Genomic DNA, 20,809 nt, shown 5'->3' with positions numbered 1-20,809 from the left:
AAACTAACAACTATTCAGCCTTCCCGTCCTGATCTGGTGGCTTAAATGATTGATTATGGGGAAAAAGTGTCAACAGTAGCCGATTCAAGTGTAGTTGTCCGTAAACTTGCACGGAAGCATTAGTTGGGATTTCCACTTCCAGCTGAGTTGCTTGCGGTTGAGGTGGCGGTTGAGGTTGAGGTTCACTAGTAACTTCCGAAACCCGAGCATTATCAGTAGTTTTTTCCGGTTCTAGCGGTTCACTCTCTACACTCAAGTCGTGATTTTCTGGAGTAGGCGTAACAGGTGGTTCAGGTTTAATATCGCTTTTAACTTCTGGAGGTGTTGGCGATTCATGAGGTACGGGCGATTCATGAGGTACAGGCGATTCATGAGGTACAGGCGATTCATGAATCGCCCCTACTTCGGTAGCTATCACATCCAGAGTTGAGCGACTTCTATCCCCAATCAAAGAACCGGAAGATATAACTTGCTTCGACTCAACTGAACTATACAAAAGAGTTGTACAAGAACCAACACAAGCATTTGCCCCGATCTTACCCGCACCTACTACCAACACACCCGCACCTAAAACGGCTCCCGTTTCAACTTCTAAACTGCCCTCTTGAGCATGAATAATTGTCCCCATACCGATACAAACACCAGCGGCAATCACAATGCGGCTATTTGGCTCTGCTGCTAGTAAAACCCCAGGCCCGATGACTGCACTGGGATCAATCTTTACATCGCCACTTACGTAAGATTGCGGATTACAAAGCGGTTGCAGTGGCGGCGAATACATTAGAAATTTAACCTCTTCAGCTTATATAAGGCTCTAGGGGTAGGGGGGCAGGGGGGCAGGGGGGCAGAGGGGAAACTCTCCCCATCTCCCCATCTCCCCATCTCCCCATCTCCCAAACTAGGGCTTTTGGATCACTTGTTCCAACACACGCCGCTTCGCTTTGGAATCAATGCCAATCAAGCGCACGTATTCGCCTTTATGTTCAGAGAGGCAAGCTTCTATTGCTGCGATCGCTTCCCGTTCGCTACTTGATTGAATGGGGGCGCAACTTTGCCAAGAACTAGTGCGGAAACGCCGCTGATCGGCATATTCCATACCCACACGATGTCCTTGTGCCAGCAGATTTTTCACTTGTTCAACCACATCCCGGCTCAAGCTAGAAGTTGCCACACTGCTAGCTGTAACAGTTGCACTACCGTTAGAGTAGTTGCTGCTGGTAGTTACAGCTTTAGCAGTTTGAGCAGGTGCTTTGCCGTTGGGACGTTGAATAATCATTTCCAATACACGGCGCTTGGCTTTTGGATCGATGCCGATTAAGCGGACATATTCTCCAGCGTGACTTTCGATACAGCCTTCCAATGCTGAGACTACTTCAGCTTCTCTGTTGCTGTCGATCGGAGAACAACTATGCCAAGAACTAGTGCGGAAGCGGCGTTCGTCTGCGTGCTCAGTACCAATCCGGTAGCCTTGCGCTAACAGATTACGGACGCGATCGACCACTTCAGCACCCAGTCCAGAACTAGAACTTGCTGCATAGCTACTGCTCGAAGCCGCTGATTTAAACGCAGTAGACTTACTTACTTGGGGCGCTTTGCCATTAGGACGTTGAATAATTGTTTCTACTACCCGTCGTTTCGCTTTCGGGTCAATCCCAATTAAGCGAACATATTCCCCAGCATACTCATCTAAACTTGATTCTAAAGCGGAAATTACTTCCGATTCCCGATTCGCTTGAATGGAAGCGCCGCTATTCCAAGAACTGGTGCGGAAACGCCGTTCATCAGCGTGTTCGGTGCTAATGCGATAGCCTTGAGCCAGCATTTGACGCACTTGTTCGTGGACATCTGAACTTAAACGCATACTTTTCACCTGACCGTTGCCGTTACTAGATCCTTTACTTGCTTTTGAGTCAACTTGTTCATCCCGCAGATTAGTCATACAAGCTATATCCGCAGCGCAGCGATATCCCGTCCGCAAAGCTTCGTTGATTCCGACTACGTGATGAGCAAATTCCATATCAGATGCTTGCACGTCTGGCAAGCGATCGGCCTGTTGTTGATTGGTAATCACCGATCCAGAAGGGATATATTTCCCCGGTGGAACTTCCACATCCTGAATCAAAGCGTGCATCATCACAATGCAGCCATGACCCACCCTCGCGTTGAAAATAGTGGAGCGAAAGCCTATAAAACAATCATCTCCCACATAAGCAGGGCCGTGAATCAAAGCCATGTGAGCGATCGAACAGTTCTTCCCGATCCACACCGAGTAGCTTTTTTGGTCATCCCCAACTACTCGACCTTGCTCTAAACCATGAATTACAACACCATCTTGAATATTGGTACTATCTCCAATGTAAAAAGGAGTACCTTCATCTGCCCGGATCGAAGTGTGAGGCGCAATCAAAACATTCGCACCAATTTGCACATCCCCAATTATGTTGGAAAAGGAATGTACATAAGCAGTTTCATGTATTTTTGGCTCGGCTAAGCTTCGCGACCAAGGTGTTGGCGGGGCAGCAATGCTGCGGACTACCATAACGGGAATACCTCTGAACTGAAGAACGAACATGATTTGTCATTTGTCATTGGTCATTTGTTCACTCTTTACCAATGACTAATGACTAATGACTAATGACTACCAATAACCGAACTAACGGTCTTGGTCTTTCTTGCTGTAAAGCAGGCGATTGTCGATATTTATCGTGTCAATAATCGCCACTACCAAAGCATCGAGTGGGCGAGTCTCATTACCGGAAGCAATGCGGGCCGCACTACCCCGGCTAACGAGTACCCACTCATCCAGCCCAGCCCCCACAATATCTGCTGCTACCTCGTAGCCCGGAAGTAGCTTGCCTTCCTCATCTACAAATTGCAATAAGAGTAACTTTGCTCCGCGTAGAGAGGGGTCTTTTTGGGTACTGACAACTGTGCCACGAACTTTGGCTATCTGCATTTTCTATGGTCTGTTATATGGGCGAATGCCGCTCACGCTTTCCCGGAACTGTTCTACTGCTTCGGTGTAACGAATCGGTAATACATATTCTAAGTTTTCATGGGGACGGGCAATGATGTGAGTCGATAAAACTTGACCACCATTTACTCGCTTCACAGAATCTACACCCGCAGAGACAGAAGCTTGCACTTCCGAAACATCGCCTCTGACGATAACTGTTACCCGACCACTACCGATCTTTTCATAACCCACTAGAGTTACACGGGCAGCTTTAACCATCGCGTCTGCTGCTTCTACAACAGCGGGAAAACCGAGAGTTTCAATCATTCCTACTGCAATTGCCATTGGTTTTATTCCTTAGTTAAATAATCTTTACTTGCAAACAATCTGATTGGTCATTGGTTATTGGTCATTAGTCATTGGTGAAGATTTTTACAAATGACTAATCACAGATGACAAATGACTGCTTAAGTTCGGAACTGTTCTACCGCTTCGGTGTAACGAATCGGTAAGACGTACTCCAAGTTTTCGTGGGGACGAGCAATGATGTGAGTGGAAACTACTTCACCTCCATTGACTCGCTTCGCTGCTTCTATCCCAGCAGAAACGGAGGCTTGTACTTCCGAAACGTCGCCGCGCACGATTACTGTCACTCTGGCGCTACCGATTTTTTCATAACCCACTAATGTAACACGGGCGGCTTTAACCATAGCATCGGCTGCTTCCACGACAGCCGGAAAGCCTTTCGTTTCAATCATTCCAACAGCAATTGGCATTTCTATCTCCTACCGGATAAGCGTAAGTACTCTTGCTAGGCAGTACTGAATAATTTTTTGACGGGAGTTGCTATTTTTTTTACAGCTAAAGCAAATATTTTCTTTAGCATTTCCAATATTAAGAATAGAGAAGTATGGTACCCTTGACAATATTAATTAAAATGATATTTGTTAATCATTTATATTAAAAAAACTTAACATTTAGCTGGAGGAAGAACACATTTGGGATTTTTCCCCAATAGCTGTGCGGAGTAATGGATAATATTAAAAAATTTAAAGGATTATTTTTAGATGACTCAGTTTCTCCTAGAAACAAGTTGGTGGGTGCCGATATATGGACTAATCGGGTCTGTATTGACTATACCTTGGTCAACAGGGATGATCCGGCGGACAGGCCCTCGACCGGCTGCTTACTTTAATTTGTTGATGACTGTGCTGGCTTTTGTGCATGGCTCGGTGATCTTTCGGCTAACTTGGAATCAGGAACCAGTGGCGATCGTATTTCATTGGTTTCAAGCCGCAGGTCTAGATTTATCCTTTGCCTTAGAAATCTCTTCGGTAACAGTAGGGGCAATGGAGTTAATCACAGGTCTGAGTTTTATGGCCCAGATGTTTGCCTTGGGATATATGGAAAAAGACTGGGCAATGGCGCGTTTTTTTACGCTGATGGGCTTTTTTGAAGCGGCAATGAGTGGGTTAGCCATTAGTAATTCGCTGTTTCTCAGTTATGCTTTATTGGAAATGCTGACTCTTTCTACCTATTTGCTGGTTGGTTTTTGGTATGCCCAACCTTTGGTGGTGACAGCAGCGAGAGATGCTTTCTTGACTAAGCGGGTGGGAGATGTGCTGCTGCTAATGGGAGTGGTGGCATTGGCAACGATGGCAGGTAGTTTAAATTTCCCTGATTTGTATGATTGGGCGGAAACGGCAAATTTAAATCCTGTGGTGGCTACTTTATTAGGTTTGGCTTTAATTGCAGGGCCTACAGGTAAATGTGCTCAGTTCCCGCTGAATTTGTGGTTGGATGAGGCGATGGAAGGGCCAAATCCGGCTTCGATTTTGCGAAATTCGGTGGTGGTGGCTTGCGGGGCTTATGTGTTGATTAAGCTTCAGCCTGTGTTAAATGTTTCGCCTGTGGCTTTGAATGCTTTGATTGTGATTGGGGCGGTGACGGCTGTGGGCGCTTCTTTGGTGGCAATGGCACAAATTGACATTAAGCGGGCTTTGTGTCATTCGACGAGTGCTTATTTGGGGCTGGTGTTTATTGCTGTGGGGACGCAGTGGACTGGTTTTGCTTTGATGTTGTTGTTTGCTCATGCGATCGCTAAAGCTTTATTATTCATGAGCGTAGGTTCGATCGTTCTGACTACTAATGGGCAAAACCTCACAGAAATGGGCGGTTTAGGGCCGAAAATGCCTGCAACGACTACGGCTTTTGTGGTGGGTAGTGCGGGTTTAGTGGGATTATTGCCTTTAGGCGGTTTTTGGGCTTTGCGTTTGGGAATGGATGATTTCTGGACAGAAAGACCTTTTTTAGTAGTAGTTTTGTTGTTGGTTAATTGCTTAAGTGCGGTTAATTTAACCCGTGTTTTTCGGTTAGTATTTTTAGGCAAAACTCAAGCAAAAACTCGTCGTGCCCCGGAAGTTCCTTGGCAAATGGCAGTGCCAATGGTTTCTTTGAGTATTGTTACTTTGTTAGTTCCGGTGATGATGCAGCGGTTGTCTCTGCTACCTGGATGGGCTTATGTGAATCAAACTGCTCTTTTACTATTGTGTTTTTCGGGGTTAGTTGGCATAGTTTTGGGAGGAATTATTAATCTGCCAAGAAATTGGTCTAGATCGACTAAATCTCCTTTGCGATTTCTGCAAGATTTGTTGGCTTACGACTTTTACTTGGAGAAAGTGTATCGTTTAAGTGTGGTGTTTGCTGTTAGCCAAATTTCGCGGTTAAGTAATGCGATCGATCGCTATGTAATTGATGGTTTGGTTAACTTAGTTGGTTTAGCCACAATTTTTAGCGGGGAAAGTCTCAAATACAGTATCTCTGGTAAATCTCAATTTTATTTGCTGACTATCTTAGTCGGAGTTAGCTTTTTCGGTTTCTTGATGATTTGGCTGTTCGATCAGGCAACATTTAGAGAAATTTTAGCAAGATTAGTTCTGGGGTAAAATGGATAAACTAGTTATTGGTCATTGCTCATTGGTGAGTGAAAAAGTAAGTCAATTGTTAAGTTAAACAACAAATGAAAAATGACAAACTTAGGAGAAAAACAAGATAAATGCTTAGTGCGTTAATTTGGCTGCCGATATTAGGTGCCGCGATCGTAGCTTTTTTGCCGGGAAATATACCAGCGAAATTTACACGCCAAATTAGTTTCGCAATTAGTTCTGCTGCTTTGATTTGGTCGTTATTAATAGCAATTCAGTTTAGCCCCGGAAATAATTCTCAACAGTTTATCGAGTTTTTACCTTGGATTGATAGCTTGGGGCTTAACTACAGTCTGGGTGTTGATGGGTTGTCTTTGCCTTTGCTAGTTCTGAATAGTTTATTGACTTGTTTTGCTATCTACATTACAGATGAAAACATTACTAGACCGAGATTTTATTACTCTCTAGTGTTGTTGTTAAATGCTGGTGTTACAGGGGCTTTCTTGTCTCAAGATTTGTTGCTATTTTTCTTGTTCTATGAGTTAGAACTTGTTCCCCTTTATTTCTTAATTGCGATTTGGGGAGGTGCGCGAAGAGGCTATGCAGCAATTAAATTTTTGCTTTATACAACGGTTTCGGGAATTTTATTACTAGCAGCGTTTTTGGGTGTGGTTTGGTTTAGTGGTTCTTCCAGTTTTGCTTATGAACCTTTACGCACTCATAGTTTACCGTTAGGCACTCAATTGTTACTTTTGGGCACTATTTTAGTGGCTTTTGGTATTAAAATTCCCCTCGTACCTTTGCACACTTGGCTACCTGATGCCCACGTGGAAGCTTCGACTCCAATTTCTGTATTATTGGCGGGTGTATTGTTGAAATTGGGAACTTATGGTTTGCTGCGGTTTGGGTTAAGTTTGTTCCCGGAAGCTTGGCAAAGTTTAGCGCCTAGTTTAGCTATTTGGGCGGTGGTGAGTGTGCTTTATGGGGCGTTTACGGCGATCGCACAAACTGATATGAAAAAGATGGTAGCTTATAGTTCGATCGCGCACATGGGCTACATTCTTTTAGCTAGCGCCGCTGCTACACCTTTAAGTTTGTTGGGTTGTTTATACCAAATGATTAGTCACGGTTTAATCTCCGCTTTGCTATTTATTGTAGTTGGCGTAGTTTACAAAAAAACCGGAACTCGTGATATTAATTTGCTTTGCGGTTTATTGAACCCAGAAAGAGGTTTACCGATAATTGGAACCTTGATGATTGTTGGAGTAATGGCGAGTGCTGGTATTCCAGGAATGCTAGGTTTTATTTCGGAATTTTTGATTTTCCGAGGTAGTTATGAAGTTTTCCCGATTGCAACTTTGCTTTGTATGATTGGAACAGGTTTGACTTCGGTTTATTTCTTACTTTTGGTGAACCGAGTGTTTTTTGGTCGCCTTTCGGAGAAAGTTTTAGACTTACCTCAAGTACAATGGTCTGAGAGAATACCCGCTGCTATTTTGGCAGGAATTATCATCCTTTTCGGAATTGTACCAGATTGGTTGGGTCGGTGGACAGAAGCAACTACAACGGCGATGATTAATCCTGAACCTGCGATCGGAAAAATTATTCCGGCGGTCAGTGTTTCGGAAAAAAAATTTCCTTAAAATATAAATATTGGGTAGAGAAGTAAAATCATTTTTAAGTTCTCTACTCAATAGCAAATCATAAATAAAATATCTTTAATATTCAGGAGTTAAACATGAAAACTACCAATTTTAAAACTAAAACCCATCCGTTAACAGCGTACATCGATCGCTTAAAATCCGGCGATGCTTTATTGGTAGATACACCAGAGAATGTATTGGAAGTTGTCGGAATTCTCAAAAGTTATGGTGTTGTATTAGATGCTTATCAAAAAAATCTTACTTACATTGCAGACAATCAATTTTTAGAGCTTTTCCCATTTTTTAAATACTTTGATGGCGACATTAATTTACCCAAATTATTGCGTCATTGGTGGCATGACAGAATAAATTTTGAATACGCCGAATATTGCATGAAAACCATGATGTGGCATGGCGGCGGCGGGTTAGATAAATATTTAGATACTCCAGAATTTCAGGAAAGGGCGAGAAAAGCTATTGATGCAAAAATTAAAAGTATTTTGCCGATTCGATTAATCGATCGCTTATTCCCCGAATTTCTGTTAGAACAAGTGCGCCAACAAGCTTATTACAGCGGTTTGGGGCAATTTTGGAATGTGATGGCAGAGATTTTTCTCACCATGTCCGATCTCTACGATCAAGGTAAAATTACCACCATTCCCGAAGTAGTCGATCACATTTTAAAGGGTTTAGTAGCAGCGGCAAATAAACCAATTACTTACGCGGTTACAATTGATAAACAAGTGTATGAAATTATCCCCAAATCTGTCGGTTTAACCTTCTTGATGGATACAGCTGTTCCCTATGTGGAAGCTGTTTTCTTCCGAGGAACTCCTTTTCCGGGAACAGTTTCTTATAATGCCCAAGCATATCAAATTTCCCCGGATCAAAGTAGGTTTGAATATGGGGCGTTATATGCAGATCCTTTACCCATTGGAGGTGCGGGAATACCACCGACTTTGTTGATGCAAGATATGCGGCATTTTCTGCCAGATTACTTGCATAATGTTTACAAAAAAACTAAGCGTAAAGAAGATGATCTGCGAGTGCAAATTTGTATCAGCTTCCAAAAGTCAATGTTTTGTGTGACAACAGCAGCAATTTTAGGTTTAGCACCTTATCCTTTGGATACAACCGATCCGACAGAACAAAAAGCTAATCAGAAGTATTTAGAAGGTTGGATGGATAGATTTTTAACTTCTCGTTTGATGGTTGCCAATAGCGATCCAAATGCTTGTTTGTACAATAGAAATTCAGAAATGTCTGAATCTAAATAGCTTGTTGTGAACACTTGAGTGTTCTTAATTAAAAGTTGGATTATCCCTTTCTAATTCTTGGAAATATTTAACTGTTTTCACCTTCAATTCCAAAGTTGCATCTTCATCACAAACGATAATGCTTCGAGGATGTAATTGTAATGCGGAAACAGTCCAAAAATGATTTACTCCTTGTTCTATGGCGTGGTGTAGGGCGATCGCTTTATGATAACCTTGAACTAAAATCATCACTTCAAAAGCATCTAAAATCGTCCCTACACCTACGGTTAAAGCAGATTTCGGAACTTGGTTAATATCTCGATCAAAAAACCGCGCATTTGCTAACAAAGTGCTGTAAGTCAAAGTTTTTAATCTTGTCCGAGATTCTAAAGAGGAACCGGGTTCATTAAAAGCGATATGTCCATCTTCACCCATGCCACCAATAAATAATTCAATCCCACCATAAGCCTTAATTTTATCCTCATAATTTTGACATTCCGCTGCAACATTTTCAGCATTTCCGTTGAGAATATGAATGTTTTCTCTGGGAATATCAATGTGATTAAAAAAGTTTTGATACATATAATAATGGTAACTTTGGGGATGATCTTCTGCTAACCCGACATATTCATCCATGTTAAAAGTCACCACATTTTTAAAACTCAAATCTCCTTGGCGGTGAAATTGAATTAACTTTTGGTACATTTTTAAAGGTGTACTTCCTGTAGGTAAACCCAACACAAAGGGTTTATCAGCTGTAGGTTGAAATTTGTTGATGCGTTGTTTCACATAATTTGCTGACCAATTGGCAACAGCTTCGGGAGATTCACAAATAACTAATTGCATAATTAAGTACCTGATTAAATTTGTGTTTTTACCCAGATCCCCGACGAAAGCAGAAGTTGTCGGGGATCTAGATTCAGTTTCTTCTTTGGCGGGGTTTTTCTTCTGTTGGCGGAGGTGTTTCTTTTTTCGATTCTTCTGTTGATGTTTCAGGTGTAGGAGTTGGCTGAATTTCTTGTTGTTTCCATTCGGATAAAGGACGATTTACCGCATTCTGAAAGTTTATTGGTACTAATAAGATATCTAAGGGTTTTGTTAGTTGTGTCGGTGGATCGGCAACGGCATATAAAGCTGTATTGTTATAGTTAAGATTACCCAAAATTAGTTGATGTTTTTTGCCGTTATTTAAAGTGACTTCTACAGTAGCTAAGGGTTTATCTATGCCATCTTCAATGCGGGGATCTGCAATTATGCGATCGCCTTTTGCCGTAGCTAATTCATTAAGTAAAAAAGCTACATAAGCTTCATTTGCTGGCATTTCAGTTAACAATTTTACTTCATCTTTTTGACTCGGCATTAATTGCCAAAAAGCTAAGGCTAAATCTTCGGGAAGTTCGGTTTCTTGGCGAGATCTTCTTCTCCTTCTCGGTGTTTCTGAAGATTCAGGAGTTTTAGTTTCTGGATTTTTAGTTTCTGCGGAAGATTCAGGAGTTTTAGTTTCTAGATTTTTAGTTTCTGCGGAAGATTCAGGAGTTTTAGTTTCTGGATCTTTGGTTTCTGCGGAAGGTTCAGGAGTTTTAGTTTCAGCAGTTTGATACTTTTCTAACACTTTTACTGTCCATTTAGGTTCAGAAGAAGTGCTACCTGCTTGCGGTTTTACGCGGTCAAATTGTAGCTTGTATTCTTTAGTTTTCAAAACTACATTTTGTACATCGTTTTCGGCAAAATCAAAGATGCGATTTTCCCGCAGTTTTGCTGCTTCTCTTCTGGGTCTACCTTCGACTTCCCAAATATAAACAATACCGCCAAACATTAAGGCAACTAACATCAAAACCAAAGTAGATTTTTGAAATTTCATTCTACATTCTCTCTCCTTATTGTTGACTGCTACTGCTAACGTCGCCGCCACCACATAAATCCAGCTATTAACAAACCTAGAAAAGGTACAATTATTATTGACAACCAAGATAAGAAACTAGCTTGTAAAGTTGTGATGTTAAGGCGGCGGTTTTTGGGTTCTTTTGGACTAATGGAAAGTAATCGATCGTCTTGTTGACTTAACCAACTAATCGAGTTTAAAAATACATCTCCGTTGATTTGTTGGGAGAATAAACCATCGACGGCAAAATCAGTATTTCCTAATACCACCATTCGAGTTTCTTGTAATGGTTTATCTGATTTATTTTGTTGATTTGGTGTTGGAGATGATTGAGGCGTTGCAGATTCAATGGGTCGAGATAAAGCGATTCCTAAGATTAATGGCCCTTGCCGATCGCTTTCTGCATTAAATTCTATTTGATCTGGGTTACTTTCTGCCCAACTTTGTTCTGAAGTTAACAGTAAAGGGGTTGATTTCACATTTTCTATAAGTTTTACCACATTGATTGCTCTAGCAGAAGGGTAAAATGAATAACGATTTTGAAATCCTTCGGTAATTGGATGATTCCCATAACTACTAACTAAAGCAGCTGTTTTGCCTAAAGCTGATACTTGAAACTCCGAATCATTGACTACTATGCGATCGTCAATTCCGATTCCCCAATCTTGTAAAATTGGTTCTAACCCAGAAGACTTAGTGTTTTTATCTACTGTTACCAGTAAGTTTCCCCCACGTTTTTGATACTCTTTTAAAGCGGTTACTTCCGCCTCAAAAAGTGCTTGTTGCGGTGCAGCTATTACTACTAAAGTTGCATCTTTGGGAACTTCTTTAGTTTCTGCTAACTTTAATGGTTCAACTTGAAAATTTTTATCTTTTAAAGCTTGTACCGCCTCGGATAAACTGCCATCTTTTGTTTCTAAAGACCTTTCTCCATGACCTTGTAAAAAGTAGACTTTTGCTGTGCGATCGCTTTTAATCTGTTGAATAGCATTAGTAATTGTTTGTTCTGTAAGCGGTTCTGCTTCTCTCACTCTTTGCAAATATTGGCGCTTTTCACCAACTTCTAAATAAACCTCACCTACATCCTTTACTCCGAACTTTTTCGCTAGTCCTGGGTTATTATTAGGATCTACATATTCAAAGCTAAAATTTGCTCCTTGGCGGCGATAATTTTCCAACAATTCTTTATCTTGGGGAGACTGCGTTTGGTCAAAAATCCACACCTTTACAGGTTGATTCAAATTCCTGACTAATTGTTGAGTTTCAGGTGATAAAGTAAATAAGTTATTTTCAGTTAAATCTAATCGATAATTGTAGCGATTTCCCAAAAAGTTAATTAACCCCAAAATTACCACAAATCCTAACATTGCAAATGCCGCATTAGTCCCTGCTTGGGTGGAACGTTTACCCCAAAATGCTTGTCCTGGCGAAGTTAAATCGTTATTTCCTTGTAATACTAACCAAATGCCAATGGCAACTATACCAGTAATTATTAATCCTAAACTTATGGGCTCCCAGTTGCCAATTACTGCCATAGCTGACAACCCCATAAATAGCAGGAATAACCCGACAAACAACAGGTATTTTGTAGATTTATTACTAAATTTGAAGGTTTTCATTTGCTGCTAATTTTGGTAAATTGGACAAATTTTAATCCCCGATTTTTTAGGATCTTTGGAACCGGAATGTATCCACTGACTGAGCAGTTAAAAACACTCCTAATATGATGTAACTAGCAAATAAAATTATGCTGCTAGTATCAAGAATCCCTTGAACTAAAATACTAAAATGGGTCAACAAAGATAAATGAGTTAAAGCTGCGCCAACAGGCCCGCTAATACTTTTACCAATTAAGTCCAAAATCCACAAGGACATAATTAAGACAAAGGTAAAAATTGCTGCTAATAAAGTGCTATCAGTCAGCGAAGAAATAAACATTCCCAAGGATAAAACGCTGGCGGCGAGTAAGATTAATGCCAAAAATCCCATCAGTGGTACAGTTGGTTGAACTGGGGGAGTTGAACTGCTAAAAGCGATCGCCTGATACAACCACAAAGGCGCAATCATAAAAATAAAAAATGTCAGTGCGCCTAACAATTTCCCCACTGCTACTGACCAATTAGTAATTGGCGAAGTTGCTAACAATTCCAATGTACCTCGTTTGCGTTCTTCTGCATAAAGTCCCATTGAAAGCATCGGTAACACAAACAATGCCAGGGAACTCATGACGTTACCCAAAAATAACTGTTGAAAAGTATAAGGTAAATCTACTGGCGGTGCATTTGCTCCCAATTGTTGATCGCGAAAAGCAACTTGAGCAATTAAACCTTGTTGCGGATCGAGGAGAATATAAACAAACATTAAACCAGAAATAATCCAGAACACAGAGGCGATCGAGTATGCTAAAGGAGAAGCAAAATAGCTTTGTAATTCTCTGCGATAAATAGCCATAATATTCGCTAAAATCACCTGCATTTATCCTTCCTCCGACTTTTTCTCTGCATCTTCTGTCACAATTTCTAACTCAGCAACTTCTGTTTTCTCTGACTCAAATTCGGTTACTATTGATGACTCATCCACCGGATTTTCTTGAGTCAAATTTCTCACTTCTGACTTATTTTCTGACTCTAAATCAGTCACTACTGCTGACTCATCAACTTGATTGTTTTGGTTCAAATTTGTCACTTCCGGCTGATTTTCCGACTCTAAATCAGTCACTACTGCTGACTCATCCCTCGGACTTTCTTGAGTTAAACTTGTCACTTCTTCTTGATTTTCCGACTCTAAATCAGTTACTAATGCTGACTCATCGCCCGGAGTTTCTTCGGTTAAATTTGTCACTTCTTCTTGATTTTCCGACTCAGTAATTTCTGAGATTTTGCTTACAGCTTCACTGCTACTAATTTTCTCTGAAGTCGTTAATTTCAAGAAAACTTGTTCCAAGCTAGCACGAGTCCGACGCATTTCATACAAACCCAAACCAGAGCCAACTAAAGCCGCTGCAATTTCCCTACCAATTTCCTCTCCTGGTGCTGAAACTACTCGATAAAGACCGCGATTTTTTGGTAAGAACATTCCGCTACTTACTGGCAAAGATTCTACCAAACTTACTCCCGAAAGCAAGCGCAACCTTGACAAAATAATTTCTTGCTCTCCCTCAATTTCCAACTCGTAACCTGTGCCACCAACTAAATTTGCCTCTAAGTTTTCCGGGGTATTAGTTGCGACAATTTTACCGCGATTAATAATGGTGACTCGGCTGCAAGTCATACTCACTTCTGGCAAAATGTGAGTAGAAAGAATGATCGTGTGACTGCCAGCCAAACTCTTAATTAAATTCCGCATTTCGATAATTTGTCGCGGGTCTAAACCGACCGTTGGTTCATCTAAAATTAAGGCAGGTGGGTCATGAACGATCGCTTGAGCAATACCAACTCTTTGGCGAAAACCCTTAGAAAGCTTGCGAATTAAAACTTGGCGCTTTTCTTCCAGATTGCAACGTTTGATGGCTGAATTTACTTTACCAGCGCGATCGCCCGCTGGCACACCCTTAATCCGCGACACAAAATAAAGAAACCCCTCCACCGTCATATCAGGATACAGAGGCGGTAATTCCGGCAAATAACCAATCCTTTGCCGCACAGCCATCGAATCCTCATGGACATCATACCCCGCAATTCGCGCCGTGCCACTCGTCGCAGGTAAATAACCCGCCAAAATCCGCATTGTAGTTGTTTTTCCGGCTCCATTTGGCCCCAAAAACCCGACAATTTCTCCCGGTTCTACCGCAAAAGAGACATCCTGGATAGCTGGGGATGAGCCATAGATTTTGGTCAAATTTTCCACTTCAATCATTTAACCTTACTCCAGGAAGTTGCCAATCCCGTTTACACTAAACAATCGTTTGCACAAAATACACTAAAAACAGCTTGAGCATTGTACAACGATCGCAGATCCTCCTTGACAAACTTTACGGCGATTCTGTGGCGAGCAAATGGCAGATGTATGTCAATTACTTGACATTGTTGCCACTGAAACTTACAACAGTTATCACCTTAATCAAGAAAGGGAGCAAGCGAAAGACCTATTCTACAAGATTAGGACTGAACACTTTAGGGTGCAACTTATTCTCAACCCTGATTCATTTCCCAACCAAACCTAACTAATAGCTAATGAGCGAACCAGGCAAAAGCTCTATAGGAAATAACAATGACGCAGCAGCACAAGTCGCAGCTTGGCTGTTGGGTAACTACTATTTTGACTTAAGGGGCTACCAACCCTGTGAACTAGTAGAAAGTTGGCTGAACTATTACCCTGGTAATTGGTTGCGTCTAGCAGTAATTGAAGCACTTTACCAAGGACGCTACAAAGCCGTTTCCGTAGAGCAAATATTAAATATTTGGCACAGGCGCAACCAAGCCCTTTATCATTTCAACTATGAGTTTGAAAGCTTAATTTGCAGCAAATTACCCCCGGAACTCACACAGATATTCTCCATTGGTGTCAGCAATACCGCTGCTCCCATGACATCATTAACTGATTCGGAACTAAAACCAGAGGAAAATTCTCTCCCTATTTCCCAACCTTTTGAGGTGTTGGCTCAGTCTCCCCCACCTTCAGCAAAACCAACTCTCCCAGTCATAGAAACCGAAACCGAAGAAACTCAACCCGACTCATGTTCTCGCGCCACGCCAACCCCGCAAACAACTAATTTGGACTACGAGTATCAAACCATGATTACAGAGGAGGAAAATATTTCTCCTAGTCAACACTCTACTGATTATTTTAGCGATCGCTTCACCGACACCTACCCCTTCCCCGACTTATTCACCAAACTCAAAGCCCTGGCTCTCCAACATCAACAACTAATCAATCAGCAACAGCAACAAATCTAAAGACAGGGGGACTCTGGGATTTCTCAGAGCAGGAAACAGAAATTTAGCGAAATTTGGCGTTTTCAATCGATATTTGATGGAATTGAGTTATCACTCAGATCTTGCACTCCTGAGCTCCCGCCTCCATTCTTCGTTCCCTGGTTGAACCTGGGAACGAGGATGTGGGAGGTGGAACCTCCCTTCGTCCCCTGCTCCCTTCGTCCCGAGAGCACCTGAAGCTTAACTCTTCACTTCTGCCGCATTAGCAGCAGCGGGAGCAGTAGTAACGCCTAAGCGAATTTCTGAGCAAAAAGAAGCCATGCTGAAGCCGCCGAAGCGTTTTAAAATGCTGGTGCGAAGGCGTAAGTTAGGGCTAGCAAACCAAATACGTTCTTCAGAGTACATGGTTTCATATTCGGTAATTAGCGTCATTGCGCCGTCACTACTCATAATGTAGCGTCCGGCAACTCCCGCTTTTTCCGCGTAACCTACATCGCGCAATAATTTGCCTTCACCAGGTTTATCGGCATCGGGAACTGGTACTAACACAGAAGAACCAGTGTGTTTTTCTTGATCCCATTCCATTGTGCCGTCCCAACTGACTCTCGCACCGCCCCAAGCTAAACTAGGGTCAATTTCATGCTCTTGGCATAGTTTGATCACTTCTGGATCGTTGGCTGGTAGCATTTCAATTCTGATGTCTGATTTGCCACTTTCTGATTGTTTAAATGCCAAGTGGTGACTAGTGCGTTGGGAAAACCACTTACCCGCACTCATTTCAAAGAATTCTTTAATGTCCATGAATCAAATAACTGGCGCGTTTTTAACCTGATAATTTGACATCCTCACCGACCTATAAAGGTACGGTGATTCCTCACCAAGCGACACCCTAAAGGAATCGTCTCTGAATGGGGTTGACGCTTCACCAAGCACTGCCTGAATCAGGTCTTACACGCTCTCCACGCCCGTTTTAAGTCTCGGAATGCCCTGCCGCGACTGACGAACAATATTCTTAAAACTGTTTTTGCGTCCAAGGATGAGCGTTTTATTTACCATTGCCTTTTCCGCTTTCTCTACGCCTGCTCTCACGCCCTGCTGTTTCACCGTGTCTTGAGCCTAGAGGGGGCTTATGTATTCACCAAAATTATTCTACCAAAAGTCGCCCTAAAAGGGCGAGGCTTGTATCCCTTATTTTTGGTCAATCTTAAGCGATTTGTTCGGCCAAAAATTAACGACAATCCCAATCGAAACTTTCTGCCTTTCTCAACTATTGTCCTAGCCGTTGCAGAGAAATAGTTGCGGCTATTGAAACTTGGGAGTGAGGATCTTTTTCCAGATATTTAAGTGCGGGAATGCTTTTAGGATGAGGAAGATGACCTAATGCTTCGGCTAATCTTTGTCTGACCAACCAATCTGGAGATTGAGCAAATTTTAAAATTTGATCGACTGCTTGTGTGGCTTTGATTTCTCCTAAAGCTGCGATCGCAGCTTGTTGCAACACCACTTCCTCAGATTCTAGCGCCTGAACTAAAATTTCCTTGGCCCTTGGATCTTTCAGGTTTCCTAACGAAACAGCCGCACTAAACCGCACTAACCAATCTGTGTCTTCGTAAAAAGCACGGGAAAGCGGTTCAAATGCCCGCCGATCTTCCAAGTAACCTAGCGCACCCGCTGCATCCGCACGAATTCCGTAGTCTGGATCGCTCTCTAGTAATTTTACTAGTATCGGGTAGCATTCTTCAGTTTGCTTCAAGCCTAAAGCAAATACCGCCATTGAGCGAATTTGCAGATTTTCATCATCCAAAACTTTTTTAATTAAGGGTACTGCTTCGTTCGCTGGTACATCCCGCAACGACGCTAACGCTAGCATTCGATCGCGTGAAGAATCACTATCAAGCTGAGCAGAAATTTGTTCTAACCTAAAATTACTCATCTTTGTGAAATTTACCTTTACATTTCGTAATATAACTTATCTAGCCCCGGACTTATGCTACAAACTAACAGGAGAACTAGCTCAAAGAAACAGAAACATCGCCTAAGTCATCAGAGCGATGGGGCATTTAAGCAAAAATTCCGCACTTTCAGGTTAAATAGCTTAAATCTGGCTATAAAGTCTTTGATAATCTCAAATCCTTAATTTAACTTGTACGCTCGCCTCAACCTGTTCGCAACTGAAAATAAATAGAAGCAGTAAAAGTAGCAACCAGCCTTGAGTATTTTTCTGAAAAATTACTATTGACATCTGTAAGATAAAAGTCATCCAATAGACAGGAATAGGGAAATGTTAACATTTCTAATATCATTAGGTCTAATCTGATTTGATGACACACCGAAGAAAGGATAGTCTAAATCAGGGATAAAGTATTGAAGTATGGAAACAGAAGGATTTAATAGTTTATGTGAACATCGCTTAGCTCATGCAGTTGAGCAAGCAGCCTTACCCATTTTACTGACAGGACAAGTGCAGCCCCAAGCAGAAATGGATATAAATTTCCCTGCATCACTACTAGACCATATAAATTGTGCCGTTATTGCCACAGATAGGGATAGTAAAATTACTTATTGGAACCGCTATGCAGAAACGCTCTATCAATGGACAGCCTCAGAAGTAAAGGGGAAAAATATATATGAAATGACATTAGCAGAAGAAACTGGGCAGCAAGCACAAGAAATAATAGAACAATTATTAAGAGTTGGTTGTTGGCAAGGAGAGCTTTTTGCCAAAAGACGAAATGGTAGTAGACTTTGGATAGAAATCTCCATTTCCCCAATTAAAGATGATCGAGGCGAAGTTAAAGGCTTCGTGGCAGTTTCTTTTGATGCTAGAGAACATCATCAAACAAAAAAAGCACAGCTAGCTAAAAATGAAGATCGTTACCGCATTGTGTCAGAATTAATTTCCGATTTTGCCTACGCTGCCAAGATAGATAGTAATAGTAATTTTAAAATAGATTGGATGACGGGTGCAGTCAGTCGGATTACGGGATATAGCTGCGAAGAAATGACAAACAGGGGAGGTTGGCAAAGTTTAATTCATCCCGAAGATTTGCCTCAGTATTTAGAAAGAGTGCAAAAATTGTTGTGTTGGCAATCAGATATTAGTGAATATCGAATTATTACTAAGGAAGGGGAAATTCGTTGGTTGCGTGACTATAGACAACCAGTTTATTGTGAAGATGAAGAGCGATCGCTAGTTGTTTACGGTGCAGCACAAGATATCACTGAACGTAAACAAGCAGAGGAAGCATTGCGTCAACAAACAGAACGAGAAAGACTGCTGGGAATGATTCATGAACGCATTCGCCAGTCTTTGAAAATAGATGAAATTTTAGGGCAAGCAGTAGAAGAAGTTCGCAGCTTTTTACAAGTAGAAAGAGTTAGTATTTATCAGGTAGATGAGAACGGGGATGGGCAATTTGTTGTAGAATCAGTGGCAGCAAATTGTACATCAATAATGGGGATAATTTTGAGAGATCACTGTTTTAAAACCAAGTATGTAGAAAAATATCAAAAAGGATATATCACGGCTACAGATGATATTTACCAAGCAAATCTTAGCCATTGTCACTTAGAAATATTGAAAAGTTTAGAAATTCGCGCCAAATTAATTGTGCCAATTGTATTTAATAATAAATTATGGGGTTTGTTGTGCGCTCATAATTGTTCGGAACCAAGACATTGGCAACCATTTGAAATAGAATCGTTGCAACAATTAGCGGTAAAAATGGCGATCGCGATCGAACAATCAGAACTTTATCAACAAATAAAAAAACTGAACGAAGATTTAGAAATACAAGTAAAAGAACGCACGGCTGAATTAGAAAAAGCCTTGGAATTTGAAGCAAGTTTAAAACGAATTACTGATAAAGTCCGCGATAGCTTAGATGAAAATCAAATCCTCCAAACAGCAGTCACAGAATTAGCCATTGGACTAGGCATGAATTCCTGTAACGCTTCTGTCTACGATCTAGAAAAAGGCACATCTACAATCTGTTTTGAGCACGTAATTTGTGGGCCACAATACAAAGGTAGAGTGGCACAAATGGCAAATTTCCCGGAACTGTACGACAATCAATTATTGCAAAAACAGTACTTTCAATTTTGTTCAATTCCGATTAATCCCGAAAGAGGACGAGTGGCAATGTTAGCTTGTCCAATTGTAGATAATCAAGGAGTTTTAGGGGATTTGTGGTTAGTTAATCATCATGATTATGGTTTTAGCGAAATAGAAATTCGCTTAGTACAACAGGTAGCAAATCAATGTGCGATCGCCATTCGTCAAGCCAGACTTTACCAAGCAGCACAAAGTCAAGTAGAACAACTAGCGAAACTTAATCAACTCAAAGATGACTTTTTAAGTACAGTTTCCCATGAATTGCGAACCCCAATGGCGAACATGAAAATGGCAATTCAAATGCTGAAAATTACCCCACCAGGCGATCGCCAACAACGTTACTTACAAATTTTGCAATCAGAATGTAACCGCGAAACCGAACTAATTAATGACTTATTAGACTTACAAAGATTAGAAGCAGCATCCTATCCTATTTCCCTAGAAGAAGCGATCAACCTTCCCGAATGGCTACCGGGAATTGTCGAACCATTTATTAGTCGCGCCCAAGAACGAGGTCAAATTTTACAAACACAAGTGGCGCTTGATATACCTGTACTAGTTACCGATCGCGCAGGCTTAGGGCGAATAGTTGCCGAACTACTAAATAACGCTTGCAAATACACATCTTCTGGAGGCAAAATAATTCTCAATGTCTCTCAAGAAGAAACAGTTCAATCAACACCAGAACCAGAAATAGAGTCTAAAGATTTAATCTTTGAAAAGAGTCAACCACCTGTTACTGAAATTATTTCCTTTACTGTAACTAACCAAGCAGAAATTCCCGCCGAAGAGTTACCCAATGTATTTAAAAAGTTTTATCGAGTGCCAAAATCTGACCTTTGGAAACAAGGTGGTACAGGTTTAGGACTTGCCTTAGTGAAAAAATTAGTCGAACAAATGCACGGCAATATTAGAGTAGAAAGTCAAGCTGGTTGGACTACTTTCTTTGTTAAATTACCAACCAGACAGTAAAAGTTCGTTGTGACGACTTCAGTCGTTCCAGCCAAGCAAAAAACGACTAAAGTCGTTACAAAGAACCAAGATTTTAATCTTTTGTAAGTAGGTGTAAATAAATAAAGTGATAATAGTTATATGAGGATGGGGCGGGCAGGATGCCCACCCCACAAGAAAGCTGTAATTCTTGTGGGGTGGGCATCCTG

At 41.3% G+C, this 20,809-nt stretch carries 16 protein-coding genes and 1 pseudogene; 5 read left to right on the top strand and 12 right to left on the bottom strand.

Annotated features, from left to right (window positions below):
• Positions 1 to 10 precede the first annotated feature (10 nt).
• The 5 genes from ACE1CC_RS26000 to ACE1CC_RS25980 form a co-directional block, all read right to left on the bottom strand.
• Entirely contained in the window at positions 11 to 781 is a 771-nt protein-coding gene (locus ACE1CC_RS26000) for a carbon dioxide concentrating mechanism protein (protein WP_413273332.1), read from the bottom strand.
• Positions 782 to 898: 117 nt separating this feature from the next.
• Complete coding sequence (locus ACE1CC_RS25995) at positions 899 to 2,539, bottom strand: ribulose bisphosphate carboxylase small subunit (RefSeq protein WP_413273331.1); 1,641 nt, start codon at positions 2,537 to 2,539, stop codon at positions 899 to 901.
• 114 nt (positions 2,540 to 2,653) lie between these two features.
• Positions 2,654 to 2,956, bottom strand: coding sequence for a EutN/CcmL family microcompartment protein (locus tag ACE1CC_RS25990; RefSeq protein ID WP_413273330.1), 303 nt, complete (start codon positions 2,954 to 2,956; stop codon positions 2,654 to 2,656).
• A 3-nt stretch (positions 2,957 to 2,959) separates the two neighbouring features.
• A complete protein-coding gene (locus tag ACE1CC_RS25985; RefSeq protein WP_073591590.1) occupies positions 2,960 to 3,301 on the bottom strand; it encodes a carbon dioxide-concentrating mechanism protein CcmK in 342 nt (113 codons plus the stop codon).
• A gap of 122 nt (positions 3,302 to 3,423) precedes the next feature.
• Positions 3,424 to 3,732 carry a carbon dioxide-concentrating mechanism protein CcmK gene (locus ACE1CC_RS25980; protein ID WP_073591589.1) on the bottom strand — a complete coding sequence of 103 codons (309 nt, stop codon included), beginning with the start codon at positions 3,730 to 3,732 and terminating at the stop codon, positions 3,424 to 3,426.
• Positions 3,733 to 4,023: 291 nt separating this feature from the next.
• Between ACE1CC_RS25980 and ACE1CC_RS25975 the strand changes: the two genes are divergently transcribed.
• The 3 genes from ACE1CC_RS25975 to ACE1CC_RS25965 all read left to right on the top strand — a co-directional run bounded on the left by ACE1CC_RS25975 (position 4,024) and on the right by ACE1CC_RS25965 (position 8,800).
• On the top strand, positions 4,024 to 5,901 hold the full coding sequence (locus ACE1CC_RS25975) for an NAD(P)H-quinone oxidoreductase subunit F (protein ID WP_413273329.1): 1,878 nt from the start codon (positions 4,024 to 4,026) through the stop codon (positions 5,899 to 5,901).
• 110 nt (positions 5,902 to 6,011) lie between these two features.
• Positions 6,012 to 7,523 (top strand): NADH-quinone oxidoreductase subunit M, encoded by a 1,512-nt coding sequence (locus tag ACE1CC_RS25970; protein WP_413273328.1) that lies wholly within the window; start codon positions 6,012 to 6,014, stop codon positions 7,521 to 7,523.
• A 95-nt stretch (positions 7,524 to 7,618) separates the two neighbouring features.
• Positions 7,619 to 8,800 carry a CO2 hydration protein gene (locus ACE1CC_RS25965; protein ID WP_413273327.1) on the top strand — a complete coding sequence of 394 codons (1,182 nt, stop codon included), beginning with the start codon at positions 7,619 to 7,621 and terminating at the stop codon, positions 8,798 to 8,800.
• 24 nt (positions 8,801 to 8,824) lie between these two features.
• On the opposite strand, the gene nagB is transcribed toward ACE1CC_RS25965, so the two are convergent.
• The 5 genes and pseudogenes from nagB to ACE1CC_RS25940 form a co-directional block, all read right to left on the bottom strand.
• Positions 8,825 to 9,625, bottom strand: a complete 801-nt coding sequence (nagB, locus tag ACE1CC_RS25960) for a glucosamine-6-phosphate deaminase (protein WP_413273326.1) — start codon at positions 9,623 to 9,625, stop codon at positions 8,825 to 8,827.
• 73 nt (positions 9,626 to 9,698) lie between these two features.
• Entirely contained in the window at positions 9,699 to 10,640 is a 942-nt protein-coding gene (locus ACE1CC_RS25955; protein ID WP_413273325.1) for a DUF4340 domain-containing protein, read from the bottom strand.
• 35 nt (positions 10,641 to 10,675) lie between these two features.
• Positions 10,676 to 12,280, bottom strand: a complete 1,605-nt coding sequence (locus tag ACE1CC_RS25950; protein WP_413273324.1) for a GldG family protein — start codon at positions 12,278 to 12,280, stop codon at positions 10,676 to 10,678.
• 46 nt (positions 12,281 to 12,326) lie between these two features.
• The gene (locus ACE1CC_RS25945) at positions 12,327 to 13,136 is read right to left on the bottom strand and encodes an ABC transporter permease (RefSeq protein ID WP_413273323.1); all 810 of its coding nucleotides are present in this window, start codon (positions 13,134 to 13,136) and stop codon (positions 12,327 to 12,329) included.
• Positions 13,137 to 13,529: 393 nt separating this feature from the next.
• Positions 13,530 to 14,516, bottom strand: a pseudogene (locus ACE1CC_RS25940) (ABC transporter ATP-binding protein); the annotation flags it as partial.
• 317 nt (positions 14,517 to 14,833) lie between these two features.
• On the opposite strand from ACE1CC_RS25940, the gene ACE1CC_RS25935 reads away from it, so the two are divergent.
• Positions 14,834 to 15,556 (top strand): hypothetical protein, encoded by a 723-nt coding sequence (locus tag ACE1CC_RS25935; RefSeq protein WP_413273322.1) that lies wholly within the window; start codon positions 14,834 to 14,836, stop codon positions 15,554 to 15,556.
• A gap of 219 nt (positions 15,557 to 15,775) precedes the next feature.
• Here ACE1CC_RS25935 and ACE1CC_RS25930 read toward each other — a convergent pair whose 3' ends face one another.
• Together ACE1CC_RS25930 and ACE1CC_RS25925 are read right to left on the bottom strand one after the other, a co-directional pair.
• Positions 15,776 to 16,336, bottom strand: a complete 561-nt coding sequence (locus ACE1CC_RS25930) for a phycobiliprotein lyase (protein WP_413273321.1) — start codon at positions 16,334 to 16,336, stop codon at positions 15,776 to 15,778.
• Positions 16,337 to 16,802: 466 nt separating this feature from the next.
• Positions 16,803 to 17,468, bottom strand: a complete 666-nt coding sequence (locus tag ACE1CC_RS25925) for a HEAT repeat domain-containing protein (protein WP_413273320.1) — start codon at positions 17,466 to 17,468, stop codon at positions 16,803 to 16,805.
• Between the two features lie 438 nt (positions 17,469 to 17,906).
• On the opposite strand from ACE1CC_RS25925, the gene ACE1CC_RS25920 reads away from it, so the two are divergent.
• Complete coding sequence (locus ACE1CC_RS25920; protein WP_413273319.1) at positions 17,907 to 20,621, top strand: sensor histidine kinase; 2,715 nt, start codon at positions 17,907 to 17,909, stop codon at positions 20,619 to 20,621.
• Positions 20,622 to 20,809: the final 188 nt, after the last annotated feature.

The sequence above is a fragment of the Floridaenema aerugineum BLCC-F46 genome (assembly GCF_041929345.1).
GTDB lineage: Bacteria > Cyanobacteriota > Cyanobacteriia > Cyanobacteriales > Aerosakkonemataceae > Floridanema > Floridanema aerugineum.
This window is presented reverse-complemented; position numbering and strand designations above follow the sequence as displayed.